Genomic DNA, 15,983 nt, shown 5'->3' with positions numbered 1-15,983 from the left:
CCCCGGCACGAACCCTCACAGTTGAGCCGGGGTCAGAAGTCGCCCACATCGTTGCGCCACCTACGGCCGCTGCGGCCGATCAGGCGCTCGGCGTCGGTCGGACCCCACGAGGCGGCCTCGTACGTAGGGATCGGAGACGAGTCCTTGGCCCAGTGTTCGATGATCGGGTCCACGATCCGCCAGCACTGCTCGACCTCGTCGGTACGGATGAACAACGTCGGGTCGCCCAGCAGCGCGTCGAGCAGCAGCCGCTCGTACGCCTCCGGGGACTCCTCGCGGAACGTCTTGTCGTACGAGAAGTCCATACTCGCCGTGCGTACCCGGAACGAGTGGCCGGGCACCTTCGCGCCGAAGCGCAGCGAGATGCCCTCGTTGGGCTGGATACGCAGGATCAGCGCGTCGGCGTCCAACTCGGTGAGCTGGTCGGTCGGGATCGGCAGGTGCGGGGGCCGCTGGAACTGCAACGCGACCTCGGTGACCCGCGCCGGCAGCCGCTTACCGGTACGCACGTAGAACGGCACCCCGGCCCAGCGCCAGTTGTCGACGTTGAGCCGCATCGCCGCGTACGTCTCCGTCCGCGACAACGGGTCGACACCGGGCTCGTCACGGTAGCCGGCCATCAGATCGTCGCGGGTACCGCCGCGGGTGTACTGGCCACGAACGGCCAGGTCGGCGATGTCCCGGTCGGTGGGCAGCCGGATCGCCTGGAGCAGCTTGACCTTCTCGTTGCGCAGCCCCTCCGCGTCGAACGAGGCCGGTGGCTCCATCAGCGAGAGCGCGAGCACCTGGAGCACGTGGTTCTGCACGATGTCGCGCATCGCCCCGGCGCTCTCGTAGAAGCCGCCGCGGGTGCCGACCCCCAGCGTCTCCGCAACGGTGATCTGTACGTGGTCGACCCAGCTACGGTCCCAGATCGGCTGGAAGATCGAGTTGGCGAAGCGCAGCGCGATCACGTTCTGGACGGTGTCCTTGCCCAGGTAGTGGTCGATCCGGAAGACCTGCGGCTCGTCGAAGCTGGAGTGCACGATCGCGTCCAGTTCACGGGCGGTGGCGAGGTCGCGACCGTACGGCTTCTCGATCACCAGTCGGGCGAACGAGCCCTCCCGGGCGCGGTTCAGGCCCGCACCGGCGAGACCGTTGATGACCGGCTCGAACGCCTCGGCGGGAGTCGACAGGTAGAACAGGCGGTTGCCCGCGGTTCCGCGCTCGGCGTCGAGCTGGTCGAGCGTCTCGGCGAGGCGCTTGTAGGTCTCCGGATCGTCGTAACCACCGGACACGTACCTGATCCCGCCCTCAAGTTGCGGATAGTCACGCAGGCCGTGGCGGTTGAGGGCGGAGTCGGCGAACTGCTCGTCGCTCATCGCCGTACGCGCGACCCCGACCAGCGCGAACTCGCGGGGCAGCCGGTGGTGGCGGGCGAGGCTGGCCACCGCGGGGATCAGCTTGCGGCGGGTGAGGTCACCCGACGCGCCGAAGATCACCAAGGTGGCTGGTGGGGCGTTGCGCTCAGACGTGATCTGAGGGGCGCTGTCCATGGTCCTGGGTCCTCCAATCGCGCGGTGCCGATCGACCCACGCGAGTGTCTGAGTATCGCTGAGAGGCGCTGCCGAACACGCCGTCGACGGCTGTGGCGACGGTCACCGGCGTAGGGGCGATGCCAGTCGTACCACTTCCGCCGTCCCCCACACAGCAAGCTTGCCAGCCTCTTCCCGGTGCCGGCCGGACAGGGGTCGGTCCGGCACCGGGAATACGCTGGCAGGGTGGCATTCGGCTCACCGTGGCGACGGCAGAGCCCCTACCGCCAGTGTCGGAGCTCACCTTCCACGACATTCGACCCCTCGCCGTACGCGTCGACGGGCCTTCCCTGTCTGGTCGGTCAGGACAGGATCTCGACGTACCCGTCGGTTCCGTGTACGCGGATCCGCTGACCGTCCCGGATCAGCCGGGTGGCCTGCTGCACGCTCACGACGGCCGGCAGGCCGTACTCCCGGGCGATCACCGCGCCATGGGTCATCAGGCCTCCCACCTCCGTCACCAGGCCCGCGATCGCGACGAACAGGGGCGACCAACTGGGGTCGGTGTAGGCCGTGACCAGGATGTCGCCCGCCTCGAGATCGGCCTCCGCCATGTCGAGGATGACCCGCGCCCTCCCCTCGACGGTCCCGGCGGAGACTGGTAGGCCGATCAGGGCACCGGCCGGCACGTCGTCGCGCCGGTACGCCCCGGTGAGGGCCTCGCCATCCGAGGTGAGCACCCGGGGCACCGTGAGCCCGTGGTACGACCGGAACGCTTCCCTGCGCCGCTGGACGAGCCGGTCATCCACCTGGTTCGCGCGCACGACGTCGTGCAGTTCCTGGAACGTGAGGTAGAAGATGTCCTCCTTGTCCGGGAGCACGTTGGCCCGCACGAGGCGCTCGGCCTCTGCCAGCAGGGCCTGCTTGTAGACGAAATAGCGGCTGACGATGCCGTACTTCGGGTACTCCCGGTACCCGATGAAGGTCCGGACCCGATCGATCATCCGCTTGGTCTCGTCGGCTTTCCGCTCCCCGTCCGGCAGGACCCGCAGGCGTGACAGCACGTCCTGTTCCATCCGCTGCGCCTCCTGCCGCCCCTGCGCGAAGCGCCGCTGCGCGGCGCCCGGCTCGAAGTTCCGGACGTTGTCGAGGATCAGGGGCACCAGCGTGCTGGGGCGTTCGCTCCAGCGCGGCCTCGTGATGTCGATCTCGCCGGCGCAGCGCATGCCGTACTGGTCGAGGTATGCCTCGATGGCGTCGCGCGCCTCGGTCCCGCCCGCGACCTTCGGCAGTTCGTCCAGGAAGCTCTCGTCCGCGACGCCCCGCAGGAACGCCACCACCTCCGGATGCGGGCGGATCACGTCCGCGACGTCGAGCAGCGCCAGTCCCATCTCCGAGGTGACGTTGTCGGGGGCGGACAGCGTGAGCGTGTCGGCCGCGTTCTTCTCGCCCAGCCACTCCTGCAACTGGTCGTTGAGCCACCAGGTGGCCTCCATCCCCGCCATGATCGCCTGCGAGTTCAGCGGCTCACCGAGGATTCGTTTCTGCTCCTGGAACGCCTCCAGCAGGAAGTCGAACAGCGCCGGTCCGGTCAACGTCGCGATGTCCCGCCGGAGGGCGGCGATGGACGCCTCGCTGCGCGCGATCAGCTCGGTGACGATGGCCGGGTCGGTCTCGATCGGGGTGGACGCGCCGCTGGTCGGCGGCCTGCCGGGACCCGCGTCCGGAAGCGACGGTACGAAGTCGCCGCGCTCGAGTACGGTCTCCAGCGCGTCCCGGGTCAGCGGATCGGATCTTCCCACCATCTCCAGGAAGCCGGCGCGGCCGGCCGGCGAGGCCAGGGCCCGGATGGCGTCGACGAAGAGCCGCCCACCCGCCTCGTGCATCGGCGCCATGGCCGTCAGCTGCCACATGGAGATGCCCAGGGGCTTCATGGGGTCGGTCATCATCTGTTGGTGGCCGACGGAGACGTAGAGGTGATTCTCCGCGTCACCGGTCTCGGGGATGGGGAACAGCGTGGTGATCGGCCGGCTCTGGACGATCTGGAAGTCCTCGTCGACCCGGCACCATTCGATGTCCTGCGGGCGGCCGAAGTGCGCTTCGATCCGCCGCCCGAGCCGCACGAGCCGTACGACCTGCGCGTCCGTCAACGCCGGCTGCTCCTGCCGCCGCGGGTCGATCGCCACCTCCTGCGTACCGCCGGCCGGCAGGGCGTGGATGGCGAGGTGTTTGGCGGCGAGCTGTTTGGCGAGGATTCCGTCGTCGCGCACCTTGAAGACGTCCGGGTTCACCAGGCCGGAGACCAGGGCCTCGCCGAGGCCGAAGCCGGCGTCCACGGTGGACACCTTCCGGTTGCCGGTGACGGGGTCGGCCGTGAACAGGATGCCGGCCGCGTCCGGGAAGACCATCTGCTGCACGACCACGGCCATCTGGACCGTACGGTGGTCGATGCCGTTGCGCTGGCGGTAGGTCACGGCCCGCTCGGTGAACAGCGAGGCCCAGCACCGGCTGACGTGCTGGAGGATCGCTGCCGGCCCGATGACGTTCAGGTAGGTGTCCTGCTGGCCGGCGAAGGAGGCCGTCGGCAGGTCCTCCGCCGTCGCGCTGGATCGGACGGCGTAGCCGGCCTGCTCGCCGGACCGGGCGAGCGCATGGGTGATCGCCGCCGCGAGATTGCCCGGGATGGCGATCCCTTCGATGGTCCGGCGGATCTCCGCGCTGAGCCCGTGGATCGCCTCCCGGTCGTCCGGGTTCAGCCGCGACAGCTGATCGAGCCGATCGTCGATCCCCGGCGCTTCCGCCATGATCCGCCGGAAGGCGTCCGTCGTCACGCAGAAGCCGGCCGGCACCCGGACGCCTTCGATCCGCGACAGCCCGCCCAGGTGCGCGCCCTTGCCGCCGACGACCGCGATCTGCGTCGGGTCGACCTCTTGGAGATCCAGGACGTACTGCTCGATCATCGCGACACCTCCGGGGCGGCCGTGCTCCTTCGCGACCCCGCCGCCAGCCCCATCGCTGGCTCGACGGCACCCCGTCCCCCGTACGTCGACAACAACACAGGCACGTCGTGACCCCATTTCTGCAGGTTGTAGCCTCGGTCGACGATTCTGCGCCCCAACCCGGGCCTTGCCGCAAGCCCCCTGGTGGGCTATACCTTAGAAGTGGCAGGGAGAGAGATCTCCCTGCCTTTGTCGTTGTCGCCGGATTTGTCGTTGCCGCCGGATGTGTCGTTGCCGCCGGAGGCGTCGCGCCAGTCCTCCTCCGGAGAACACGGCCCCTCGGGGCCGATTGCGCTCCACCTGCCGGCGAAATCGGGCAAACTGACAATATCGGGTCAGTGGGAGATGCCTGCGCGAGGGCTCCAGGGGGCAGCCGGAGCGTCGCCAGCCCGAGCATGTCGATCAATCCGCCACGGGGAGTGTCATGGGTTTCATCACCGCCAAGGACGGCACCGGGATCTACTACAAGGACTGGGGCTCGGGCCCGGTTGTCACGTTCTCGCACGGGTGGCCGTTGAGCGCGGACGCCTGGGACGGTCAACTGCTCTACCTGGTGCAGAACGGGTTCCGGGTCGTCGCCCACGACCGACGGGGTCACGGCCGGTCGGATCAGGCCTCGGCCGGCAATGACATGGACGGCTACGCCGACGACCTGGCCGCCGTGATCGAGGCGCTGGATCTCACCGAAGCCACGCTGGTCGGCCACTCCACCGGCGGCGGTGAGGTCGCCCGGTACATCGGCAGATACGGGACCGGTCGGGTCGCCAAGGCGGTGCTCATCTCCGCCGTACCGCCGATCATGGTCCAGACCCCGGACAACCCCGAGGGCCTGCCGGTGCAGGTCTTCGACGAGCTGCGGGCCAACCTGTTCAAGGACCGCTCGCAGTTCTACCAGGATCTGGCGCAGATGTTCTACGGGGCGAACCGGCCCGGGGCGAAGGTGTCCAAGGGCGTCCTCGACCAATTCTGGCTCTGGAGCATGCAGTCCGGCATGAAGAACGCCTACGAGAGCATCAAGGCCTTCTCGGAGACCGACTTCCGGGACGACCTCGCCAAATTCGACGTACCCACCCTGGTGATGCACGGCGAGGACGACCAGATCGTGCCGGTCAAGGACTCGGCGCGCAAGACCGCGCAGATGATCTCGAATGCCCAGGAGATCTACTACCCGGGCGCCCCGCACGGCATGACCGCCACCCTCCAGGACCAGATCAACAACGACCTGCTCGCCTTCCTGAGAAACTGACCCACCGCGCCGCCATCGCCCGGAACCGTGCGCGCTCACGACGGGCGCGCGATCCGGACGCTGGCGGCGGCTCTCCTGCGCGGTCCGGCACCGGCGTGCTACGTCGACAGGCAGGCACCATCGGGAAGACGACCCACGACCCGGGGCGGCGCGGCGATTTCCGGCTGGACGTGGCCGACCAGACAGGCGTAGCCGGCCCGCGCAGCGTAGAGGACCGCGCCCGACGGGGCCGGGTCGGTGATCCGGGCCGCCCGCACAACCGGGTCGACAAAACCGGCGGCGACCAGCGCCCGCCGGACCGCCTCCGGTGGCGTGGCCCGGACCGCCTCCGGTGGCGTGGCCTGGGGCAACAGGCATGGCTCCGTCGGTCCGGGACAGTCCGCACCGAGCTCACGGACGAAGCCCTCCATCAGCGCCTGCTGTAGTGGCCGCGCCGCCGCACGGTCGCCGTCCGCCAGCGGCGCACGCCGGCCGAGATCCGCCGCTATGCGCCGGCAGTAGTCATCGACGCTGGACGCCACCTGGGCGCAGGCGAACCGTTCGACGGCCGCCGTGGGCCGAGGATCTGGTGCACCGGCTGACCCGCCACCCCGCACCAGCGGTACGGCCACCGCTGCCGCGCTGGCGAGCAGGAACAGCACGGCGACGGGTAGCCAGATCCGGGCACCCCGCATCGACCCACCGTACCGGCGATCGGAGCCGGGACGGCGGCGATGACCGGCCGGCCGGAATCCGCGGCGGTGGCACCATCAGACTGGGATGACGCCGGGCCGTCCGTTCTCCACCAGAAAGGACGCCGAGGTCCGCACCGGCGACTCGCGCCGCTCGATGGTCTCCACCACCCGCACGTCCGTACGCCAGGAGTCCGGCCGGACGTCGCAACGCAGGTAGCCGCGATCAAGGCCGTCGAAGTAGCGCACGTGCGGGTTCAGGATCGGGTTGGCCTGCTTGATCGGCGCGTCGAACGCGGCCGGGAAGTCGGAGCTGATCGACGTACCGACGAACTCCGTGGCGACGGTCGGCGACGCCGGGTCGTCGAAGTCGAGTTTCAGGTCGCTGATCCAGGTGGAGTGGATGTCACCGGCCAACACCACCGGATTGGCGACCCGCGCATCGGCCAGCAGCCGCAGCAGCCGGTCACGCTGCGGCATGTAGCCGTCCCACTGGTCGAGGTTGACCACGGACGGCGGCACCGGCCCGGCCGGGTTCGGGAATCGGACCCGGCTCATCATCACCTGCTGCGCGATCACGTTCCACCGGGCGTACGAGTGCACCAGGCCCTGTGCCAGCCACCGCTCCTGGGCGTCGCCGGTCAGCGTACCGGTGAGATTGTCGCGGCCCGACTGCTCCGGGCCCAGATCGCCCGGGCCGGGCTGGTCGGTGCGGTACTGGCGGGTGTCGAGCACGTTGACCCGGGCGAGCCGGCCGAAGTCGAACCGGCGGTAGATGCGCAGGCCGTCGCTGCCGGGGCGCAGGTGTGCCCGGATCGGCATGTGCTCGTAGTACGCCTGGTACGCGACGGCCCGCTGCCGGGCGAACTCGCCCTGGTTCTGGTGGGCGGGGCCCTCGTCCAACTCGTCGACCAGATCGGCGTAGTTGTTCTCGGTCTCGTGGTCGTCCCAGGTCACCACGAACGCGGCGGCGGCGTGTGCGGCGCGCAGCGCGGGGTCGCTCTTGTACTGGGCGTAACGGCTCCGGTAGTCGTCGAGGGTGCGCAACTGGTCGAGGCCAGGGGTGTGCGGCGCGACGTGGGCCCGGTCGGGAAACCGGCTGTCCGGGTCGTACTCGTAGATGTAGTCGCCGAGGTGGAACACCACATCGAGGTCCTCGTCGGCCAGTGCCCAGTACGCCGGCCAGTAGCCGTTCTGGAGGTCCTGGCAACTCACCACCCCGAAGCGCAACCGGTCCGGCCGGGACAGCGGATGCGGCGCGGTCCGGGTCCGACCGACCGGGCTGACCTGCCCGGACACGCGGAACCGATAGAAGTATTCCCGCCCCGGCTCCAGCCCCCGCACGTCCACGTGCACGGAGTGGCCGAGCCGCGGGTCGGCCACCGCGACACCGGAACGCTCCACCCGGCGGAACCGCTCATCCCGGGCGACCTGCCAGCCGACCTGTACCGGGCGGCCGGACCAGGGCGCGGAGCGGTCCCCGACCAGCCGGGTCCAGAGGACCACACCGTCCGGCAGCGGGTCACCGCTGGCCACACCCAACAGGAACGGTGCCGCGGTGTCGACGGCGCGCGCGGGCACCGCCCGGTCCCCGGCCACCGCGAGCACGGCCGCGCCGGCGGCCGTGCCCGCCCCGGTCAACACCTGTCGACGGTTCAGCAGAAAATCCACGGCGTGGAGTGTGGCAGTCCGATCCGACCGGCACGACAATGTGGACCGGAATCTCCGTTGACCGCGAATTGCCACGGGACACGCACCGGCAATCCACCACACTTCCGGCCCACTCCCCGCGCGGCCGTGATTCGGTCACCCGCCCGCCCCGACCAGCCACCAGAATCCCGCGCTGGCCCCAGCCGGACGGCCGGCAACTGCCGCTCGCCGGGGGGGACTGCTGGTCTTCCACGACGTCGTTCCCAACACGGTCGGCCGGCTCGGCGTCAGGGACGGTCGATCAGTTCGCCGACGTACCGGGTCGCGGCGAGCAGCTCGGGGTCGCCGGTGCGGTCGTACGACTCGACGGCCGTGTCGGCGAACTTGAGGACGTGCTCGTCGCCGTGCTCGGCCGCTCGCTGGAGCGCGTCCTCGCGGGTCAGCTCCGGATGGCGCCGGACGATCTCCGCGCACGGGGCCGGCCGGGGCGGGGCGTACGTCGCGACGACCGCCACCACGGCCGCCCAGGCCGCCGCGAAGCTCGGCAGCCACTGCTCGGTCGGCAGGACCGGAAGCACGTGCCGCACGGCGTTGGGCGCGGTGGCGGCGTGCACCAGCAGGACCGGCGAGCCGTGGCCGAGCCCGAGGTAGGCCCTGGCGGCACTGTCCACGAGCGACTCCAGCCGCGCCGGGACCTCCTCGGCCGACGCGACGGGTTCCAGCGCCCGTAGGTTCGCGGTCCAGCCAGGGCTGCGTTCGAGCCGGTCGAGTCGGTGGGCGATGAAGCCGCTCTGGTCCTCGATCCGGGTGACGGCCGACAGGACCTGTCCCGGTGTGCGGGTGCCCGCCGGCGCGACCGTCCCGGCGAGCCTGCGGTAGCGCGCCGCCCAGAACGCCAGCCCGTGGGCCAGTTCGTCGAGGGTCTGCCGGGCCGGGGCACCGGCGGTGCCGCGAAGCGTACGCACCGCGTGACCGACCCGGATCACGCCGTGGGTCGAGCCGGCCACGATCCCCGGCAGCAGCCGTGGCCACCACTGGCCGAGCACCTCGGACCACGGTCGCCCGGTCAGCTCGTGCCGGAAGTAGGCCGCCCAGTCGGGCAGCCGTCGCGCCTGGCCCAGCGCCGCACCCCAGTCGTCGGGCTGGATCGCCCGGCTCGTCCCGGGCAGCCCCGCCAGCCGGCGTACGTAGCGGTCGAGCCAGCCGTCGACGTCGATGTCGAGCCCCCGCCGGACCATCACCTCCACCGCCATCGGCCCGTGGTTGGTCATCCCGTGGTTGCCCTCCTCGTCGCCGCCGAACTCGGGCCCGTACGCGTGCAGCCGCTCGTACGCCGCGGGCAGGGCCTCCACCATCGATCCGCAGGTCATGACGGCCATCTCAGCGGACCACGTCGTAGACGAGCTTGGTGATGCCGTTGGCGTACGTCTCGGACTCGACGACCCTGAGCATCTGCTTGGCCTTGTCGGTGTCGCTGAACATCCGCTTGCCGGCTCCGAGCAGCACCGGGAAGACCAGCAGGTGGTAGCGGTCGATCAGCCCGGCGTCGCCGAGGTTGCGGGCGAGGGTGGCACTGCCGTGGATGATGATCGGGCCACCGTCGGTCTCCTTCGCCTCCGCGACATCCTCGAGGGAGCGCAGGATCGTGATGTCGCCCCAGTTGTCGACGAGGGCGTCCTGGCCGAGGGTGGTCGAGACGACGTACTTCGGCAGGTCCTTGAGGGCGGCGAACTCCTCGATGTCCGGCCACGACGGCGAGAACACCTGGTAGCTGGTCCGGCCGAACATCAGGGCGGCGGCCTCCTCGGTCTCCCGGCCCTTGATCTCGTACGCCTCGGGCAGGAAGTCGATGTCCCGGTAGGTCCAGCCGCCACTGCGGTGGGGCTCGACGGGGGTACCGCCGCCGGGAGAGTCGACGACGCCGTCCAACGAGACAAAGGCGGTGTAGATCAGCGTGCGCATCTTCGATGTCCAATCCGTGGGGCTGGGGTGATGTCATCAGTCTCCGGTGGCGCCACATCCGTCGCCACGATTAGGCTCAGCCCTAATCGGAAGGGCGGCCGCGTGATCCACCTGCACTTCACGGCGGCCGACCTGACCCGGGTACGCTTCGCCGCCTCGCCGCTGACCGAGACCGTGACCAGCCTGCGGGCGCTGGCCGCCGGCGGGCGGGGACCTCACCTGCACCGTCCCTGGATCGACCGGTTCGCCGAGCGCGCGGGCCAGCTGCGCGAGCGCGACCTCGACCTGCTGCGGGCGCTGGTGCGTCCGGAGGGCTATGTCCCCGACTTCCTGGTGCCGCCGCCGGGTCGCCGGTCCTCGACCTTTTCGGACGCGCTCGGCCAGGTCGCCGACGCCGATCCGGAGACCGTGGCGCGGGAGTTGGCGCACCTGGCGGCACACCGGGTCGCCCAGCAGGGGCCCGGCCGCGAAGCGCGGCGAGCCCTGCTCCAGGCGTTGGTCGGCCGGCCCGACGCGGGCATCGGCCCGGTCACCGAGGCGCTCGAGGCATACCACCGGGTCGCGATCGCCCCGGACTGGCCGCGGATCGACGCGCTACTTCACGACGACATCGCCTACCGACTCGACGCCCTGGCCGACGGCGGCGTCGACCGGATGATGAGCAACCTGCACCCGTCGGTCACGTTCGCCGGCCAGACGCTGACGATCGTCAAGTACTACGAGGGCCACGCCGACTGCGCCGGGCGCGGTCTGCTCCTCGTACCGTGCGCCTTCGCCTGGCCGGACGTCCTGGTCCGGACCGCGCAGCCGGAGTCCCCCAGCGTCTCCTACTCGCCGCGCGGCCTCGGCCGGCTCTGGGAGGAACACCCCGAACAGGCCGGCTCGGCGCTGGCCGGCGTGCTCGGGCAGACCCGCGCCGCCCTGCTGGCCCAGCTCGACCTGCCGATGTCGACCAGCCAGGCCGCCACCCAGATGGCGCTCTCCGCGCCGACGCTGAGCGTGCACCTCCAGGCGCTGCGCGCCGCCGGACTGCTCAGCTCACGCCGGGCGGGCCGGCAGGTGCTCTACTCCCGCAGCGAACTCGGCGACCGGCTGCTCAGCGGGGCAGGCCGACAGCCCGATGCCTGAGCTGCAGGTGTGTTGAGCCGGGCGGCCTGACGCGTCAGGTGTTCGCACTCGGCGAGGTTGGTCGCCTTCCGGGCCGCCTCGACGTACAGCCGTGCCGCCGTCGCCAGGTCGCCGTCGCGCTCGTGGAGGTACGCCGCCACCGCGGTGTGCCGGGGCAGTGAGTCGTCCAGCGCCGCGAGCGCCGCCAGCCCGGCGCGCGGTCCGTCGGCCTCTCCGACGGCCACCGCACGGTTGAGCCGAACGACCGGGCTGTCGGTCAGGCGCGCGAGTTCGTCGTACCACTCGACGATCTGCACCCAGTCGGTCTCCTCGGCGGTGGGCGCGTCGGCGTGGAGTGCCGCGATGGCGGCCTGGGCCTGGAACTCGCCCAGCCGGTCGCGGGCGAGGGCCGCCTGGAGGATCTCGACGCCCTCGGCGATCGACTCGGTGTCCCACCGGCCCCGGTCCTGCTCGGCGAGCGGCACCAGGCTGCCGTCGGGCCTGGTCCGGCTGGCCCGGCGGGCACGGTGAAGCAGCATCAGGGCGAGCAGCCCCGCCACCTCGGGGTGGTCGATCGCGGCCGCGAGCTGCCGGGTGAGCCGGATCGCCTCGGCGAGGAGGTCGACGTCGCCGGAGTAGCCCTCGTTGAAGACCAGGTAGAGGACGCGCAACACGGTGGCGACATCGCCGGGCTGATCGAACCGCACGCCGGAGACGGTGCGCTTGGCCCGGCTGATCCGCTGCGCCATGGTCGCCTCGGGCACCAGGTAGGCCTGGGCGATCTGGCGGGTGGTCAGCCCGCCGACGGCGCGCAGCGTGAGCGCGACCGCGGACGACGGGGTCAGCGACGGGTGGGCGCACAGGAAGTAGAGCTGGAGCGTGTCGTCCGCCACGGGCGCGGGCCCGGGCGCCGGCTCCTCGTCGAGGAGGTCCTCCCGTCGGCGGCGGGCGACGTCCGCCCGGGTCGCGTCGAGGAACCGGCGCCAGGCGACGGTGATCAGCCAGCCCTTCGGGTCGCGCGGCGGGTCGGCCGGCCAGACCCGGACCGCCTCGACCAGCGCGTCCTGAACGGCATCCTCGGCCGCCGCGAAGTCGGCTCCGCGACGGACGAGGATGCCGAGCACGCCCGGCGTAAGGCTCCGGAGCAGTGCCTCGTTCATCTAACGGATCACTCCGTGACGGTGGGCGGCTCGGTCAGGAACGGGCGCAGCTCGAGCCACTCGTGGATCGGCTTCCCGCCCGCCCCGGGAGCGGCCGACAGCTCCCCGGCCAGCTCGACGGCGCGCTCGTAGCTGTCGACGTCGATCACCATCCAGCCGGCGATGAGGTCCTTGGTCTCGGCGAACGGGCCGTCGGTGACCGGCGGGCGCCCCTCACCGTCGTACCGGACGAACGTTCCCTCGGGGGCGAGTGCCTGGCCGTCGACGAACTCGCCGCTCCCCTCGAGCCGGACCGCGAAGTCGTGCATGTACCGCACGTGCGCCGAGACCTCCTCCGGCGTCCAGCGGTCCATCGGCACGTCGTTGACCGCTGCCGGGGCGCCGCGGTAGTGCTTGAGCAGCAGGTACTTGGCCATCGTGTTTCTCCTCGGTGCTGGTGCGACCCATTCTGGTCACGTTCCACGGCGGGGACGGAGCCGGCCCCGGGTTCTCGACATCGCCGTCGGAATTTCTTTGGCGGCTCGTGGATGCTCCTGGTGAGCCGTCCCGTGGGGGCCGGGCCGCTCGGCCAGCCGTCCGGCCGCATGCATAAGACCAGGGCGCACGGGTACGCGTCGGTGGTGCCGGCGTGAACCGCCGGGGCAGGCGGTGGCAGGGGTACCCGAGTGCCCTGACGGGACCCAGGACCGGAGCGCCGTACCAGCAAGGCGAGGGTGACCTGCGGCGGGGGCGACCTTCCGCCCTGACATCGAGGGTGTCGAGGTTATGCGCTTCATCCCCAGCATCAAGAGCGGATCCCATACCAGCGCCACGCCAGCACGGCCACACCCCGGCTCTACGACGACCGACCCGGACCCCGGCCGATTCGTGCTCCGGCGCGCGACGGACGAAGACCTCCCCGCGATGTCCCGGGCCCACGTGGTTCTCCTACCGTTTGGGCTGTTCCCATCGCTCGGTGCCCGTTTTGTCCGCCGCTGGCAGCGCACCTTCCTCGACTCGCGGCACGGCATCGGCTTTGTCGTCGTCGACCCGACGGCCGCACCGGAGGAGCTCGTCGGCTTCCTGGTGGGCACCAGCGACCAGGCCGCGTACGCCACCGCGCTGATGGCGGACCGGCGTACGGTGGCGTCCCTCGCGGTCACCGGGTTTGCCGCGCTGTGTGTCCGGCCACGGGTGGCTGCCCGCCTGCTGCGATCGCGGATCCGTCCGTGGACACGCCGGTTGCTCCACCTCCAGACAGAGCCGGGACAGACCCGGTCGATCACCTCTGCCCAGGTGGCCGTCATGACCGCGCTGGCGGTGCAACCGGAGTGGCGCAAGAGCGGAGTCGGTGAGCGGCTGGTGGCGCATTTCGTCGAGTACGTCCGGGCCGCCGGCGCGACGTGGGTCGAGTTGCAGACCTCGATCGGGCCGTTGGGAGCGGCCGGATTCTACGAGCGGTTGGGATGGGAAGCCGGAGCGCAGCGATTCACCCCCGACGGGGACGTCATACGCACCTATCACCGCGTCCTCTACTGAGCCGTACAGTCCCACGCCGGAGGGGCGGGACGTCCAGCGGGAGATGCGGTGACAGGGCGTGGCGGAATACCGGGCCACCCGACTACAAAGTGTGGTTGTCACGCGAGCCCGTTTAATCGATACTTATCGATGACAGAGCTGGACGTCGAGGCGGAGGGCAACCTTGACGCGATCCCGCCCGTGGGTGGCGGCACGTCACTCGCCCGGGCACACCGCGCGCGACCTGGCAGGATCACGCAGCTCCGCCGGAGTAACCCACCGACTCCGCCTGGAGGAATCCATGCATATCGATCGATACCGATCGCGGCTGTTGTCGGCCGCCGGGGTCACCGTGCTCGCCGTCACCGGCGGCATGGTCGTCTCACTCACCCCCGCACACGCCGCCACCGGTTGCGGCGTCACCTACTCGATCGCCTCCCAGTGGCAGGGCGGCTTCACCGGGAACGTGACGCTGACCAATCTCGGAGATCCGGTCAGCTCATGGACGCTGATCTGGTCCTTCGGCGGCGGGCAGCAGGTGAGCCAGGCCTGGAGCTCGACCGTCTCGCAGAGCGGCAGCCAGGTCACCGCCCGCAACGCCAGCTACAACGGAAGCCTCGCCACCCGGGCGACCGTCTCGTTCGGCTTCAACGGGTCCTGGACCGGCAGCAACCCGGTGCCGGCCAGCTTCGCCATGAACGGCACGGCCTGCACCGGCGCGCCGTCGACCGGCAGTCCGACCCCACCGGGCAACCCGACCACGCCGCCGGGCAACCCGACCACACCGCCGGGCAACCCGCCGACCAGCAGCCCCCCGGGTAACCCGACCTGGGGACAGGGGCTGCCACCGGCGACGGCGTCGACGAGCCGGGCGTACGACAGGATCCGCAACGGAAGTGACTACCTGCCGCGCAGCGGCGAGTGCCTGGTGGACGTCCACGCCCGCTACTGGGCCTACGGACCCGACGGCAAGGTCTACCCCACCTGGCACCCGGCCCGGGACCCGAGCGGGTGCAGCTTCGGGCACGAGCACGGTGACGACCCGCGTCCCTCGGACCTGTTCTCCACCGCCGGGTGGCCGGCCTTCGGCTACACCAGCGAGGTGATGGCGGCGACCCTCCCCGAGAGCAGTCAGCGGCACGAGGACCACGTCGGGCACAAGGTGCTGACGGTCAACAACGTCAACGTCATCCAGGGTGACAACGGCAGCAGCTTCTTCCCGCCGCAGGGCACCACGATCGCGACCTGCGACGTACTGCTCAAGTTCCACCAGGGCACCCACTCCAAGGACGCCTTCACCAACAACAACCACGAGCTGATCTACAACAGCCGGTGCCAGCAGAGCAGCGGCGGGGCGGTTACCGAGGCCAGGTTCAGCATGATGATCCCGCTCGGCCGGGCCGGGGGCTTCAGCCCCAGCGAGTGCCCGGGCTTCGGCGGCCAGTTCATCAACGTCGGGCCTGCGGTGCCGGCGGACTCACCCTCGGAGACCCGGTCGCTGGGCCGGCTGATCACCGAGCCGGGTTGCGTGCAGGCGATCCGGGAAGGCCGTACCCACAACGACCCGCTCTACCCCAACCCGGTGCCGTTCACCGTCTCCGACATGGACGACTTCTGGTTCTCCGACGTCCAGGTGACGGGTTCCGGGCTGAACTTCCGGCTCGCGCCACTGTTCTACGTGGTCAACCCGTCGCGCTACTACGACCCGACCAAGCCCGACCGGCTGGGCCGGATCGTGGACCTGTGCTACACGGAACTCGCCGGTGGCAGCTACTGCGACCCGGTCCGCCGGATCACCCAGCAGACCGGGCAGCAGGTCGCCTGGGACGATCCGCGATCGCCGTTCAAGGGCACCCTGCGGGAGTTCCGGCCGGGCACCTTCTCGGTCCGGAACAGCGGCCCGACCACGGTCTACACCGACGCGTACGGCCGCAACGCCGCCACCACCCCGTTCAGCGGCTCGATCCAGCAGTACTTCTCGGGCAACTCCTCGACGCAGCTCTACGTCCGGGGTGCGACGAGGGACTACGCCGCCGACCACATTCACGCGCCGAACTGATCGACCCCTGCTGACAGGAGGGCCCGCGGCGATGTCTGCGCCGCGGGCCCTCCGCCGCGTACGGCCACTCGTCCGGCCCGGCGCGGATGAGCGCGGACACACCCCGTAGAGCATCCTA

General features: G+C 70.7%; 11 protein-coding genes and 1 pseudogene. 4 read left to right on the top strand and 8 right to left on the bottom strand.

What is annotated here, in order from left to right; genetic code table 11:
• Positions 1–32: 32 nt before the first annotated feature.
• Positions 33–1,535, bottom strand: a complete 1,503-nt coding sequence (zwf, locus tag H4W31_RS25440; RefSeq protein WP_192768958.1) for a glucose-6-phosphate dehydrogenase — start codon at positions 1,533–1,535, stop codon at positions 33–35.
• Positions 1,536–1,876: 341 nt separating this feature from the next.
• Complete coding sequence (gene rph / locus H4W31_RS25435) at positions 1,877–4,474, bottom strand: rifamycin-inactivating phosphotransferase (RefSeq protein WP_192768957.1); 2,598 nt, start codon at positions 4,472–4,474, stop codon at positions 1,877–1,879.
• Positions 4,475–4,937: 463 nt separating this feature from the next.
• Between rph and H4W31_RS25430 the strand changes: the two genes are divergently transcribed.
• Positions 4,938–5,759: an alpha/beta fold hydrolase gene (locus H4W31_RS25430; protein WP_192768956.1), complete on the top strand. Its 822-nt coding sequence runs from the start codon at positions 4,938–4,940 to the stop codon at positions 5,757–5,759.
• A 98-nt stretch (positions 5,760–5,857) separates the two neighbouring features.
• Here H4W31_RS25430 and H4W31_RS25425 read toward each other — a convergent pair whose 3' ends face one another.
• The 4 genes from H4W31_RS25425 to H4W31_RS25410 all read right to left on the bottom strand — a co-directional run bounded on the left by H4W31_RS25425 (position 5,858) and on the right by H4W31_RS25410 (position 10,042).
• Complete coding sequence (locus tag H4W31_RS25425; RefSeq protein WP_192768955.1) at positions 5,858–6,433, bottom strand: hypothetical protein; 576 nt, start codon at positions 6,431–6,433, stop codon at positions 5,858–5,860.
• A gap of 75 nt (positions 6,434–6,508) precedes the next feature.
• Complete coding sequence (locus tag H4W31_RS25420; protein WP_318783396.1) at positions 6,509–8,101, bottom strand: alkaline phosphatase D family protein; 1,593 nt, start codon at positions 8,099–8,101, stop codon at positions 6,509–6,511.
• A gap of 266 nt (positions 8,102–8,367) precedes the next feature.
• On the bottom strand, positions 8,368–9,459 hold the full coding sequence (locus H4W31_RS25415; RefSeq protein WP_192768953.1) for a questin oxidase family protein: 1,092 nt from the start codon (positions 9,457–9,459) through the stop codon (positions 8,368–8,370).
• Between the two features lies 1 nt (position 9,460).
• Positions 9,461–10,042 carry a dihydrofolate reductase family protein gene (locus tag H4W31_RS25410; protein WP_192768952.1) on the bottom strand — a complete coding sequence of 194 codons (582 nt, stop codon included), beginning with the start codon at positions 10,040–10,042 and terminating at the stop codon, positions 9,461–9,463.
• A gap of 102 nt (positions 10,043–10,144) precedes the next feature.
• Between H4W31_RS25410 and H4W31_RS25405 the strand changes: the two genes are divergently transcribed.
• Positions 10,145–11,170, top strand: a complete 1,026-nt coding sequence (locus H4W31_RS25405) for an ArsR/SmtB family transcription factor (protein ID WP_318783395.1) — start codon at positions 10,145–10,147, stop codon at positions 11,168–11,170.
• 5 nt (positions 11,171–11,175) lie between these two features.
• Here H4W31_RS25405 and H4W31_RS25400 read toward each other — a convergent pair.
• A pseudogene (locus tag H4W31_RS25400) lies at positions 11,176–12,309 on the bottom strand (RNA polymerase sigma factor); the annotation flags it as partial.
• 8 nt (positions 12,310–12,317) lie between these two features.
• Positions 12,318–12,725, bottom strand: coding sequence for a YciI family protein (locus H4W31_RS25395; protein WP_192768949.1), 408 nt, complete (start codon positions 12,723–12,725; stop codon positions 12,318–12,320).
• A 502-nt stretch (positions 12,726–13,227) separates the two neighbouring features.
• On the opposite strand from H4W31_RS25395, the gene H4W31_RS25390 reads away from it, so the two are divergent.
• Positions 13,228–13,827 carry a GNAT family N-acetyltransferase gene (locus tag H4W31_RS25390; RefSeq protein WP_192768948.1) on the top strand — a complete coding sequence of 200 codons (600 nt, stop codon included), beginning with the start codon at positions 13,228–13,230 and terminating at the stop codon, positions 13,825–13,827.
• A 280-nt stretch (positions 13,828–14,107) separates the two neighbouring features.
• Entirely contained in the window at positions 14,108–15,865 is a 1,758-nt protein-coding gene (locus tag H4W31_RS25385) for a cellulose-binding domain-containing protein (RefSeq protein ID WP_192768947.1), read from the top strand.
• Positions 15,866–15,983 lie beyond the last annotated feature (118 nt).

It is taken from the genome of Plantactinospora soyae (assembly GCF_014874095.1).
Lineage (GTDB): Bacteria > Actinomycetota > Actinomycetes > Mycobacteriales > Micromonosporaceae > Plantactinospora > Plantactinospora soyae.
The sequence above is the reverse complement of the archived record's forward strand: the minus strand, read 5'-3'. Positions and strand labels throughout refer to the sequence as shown.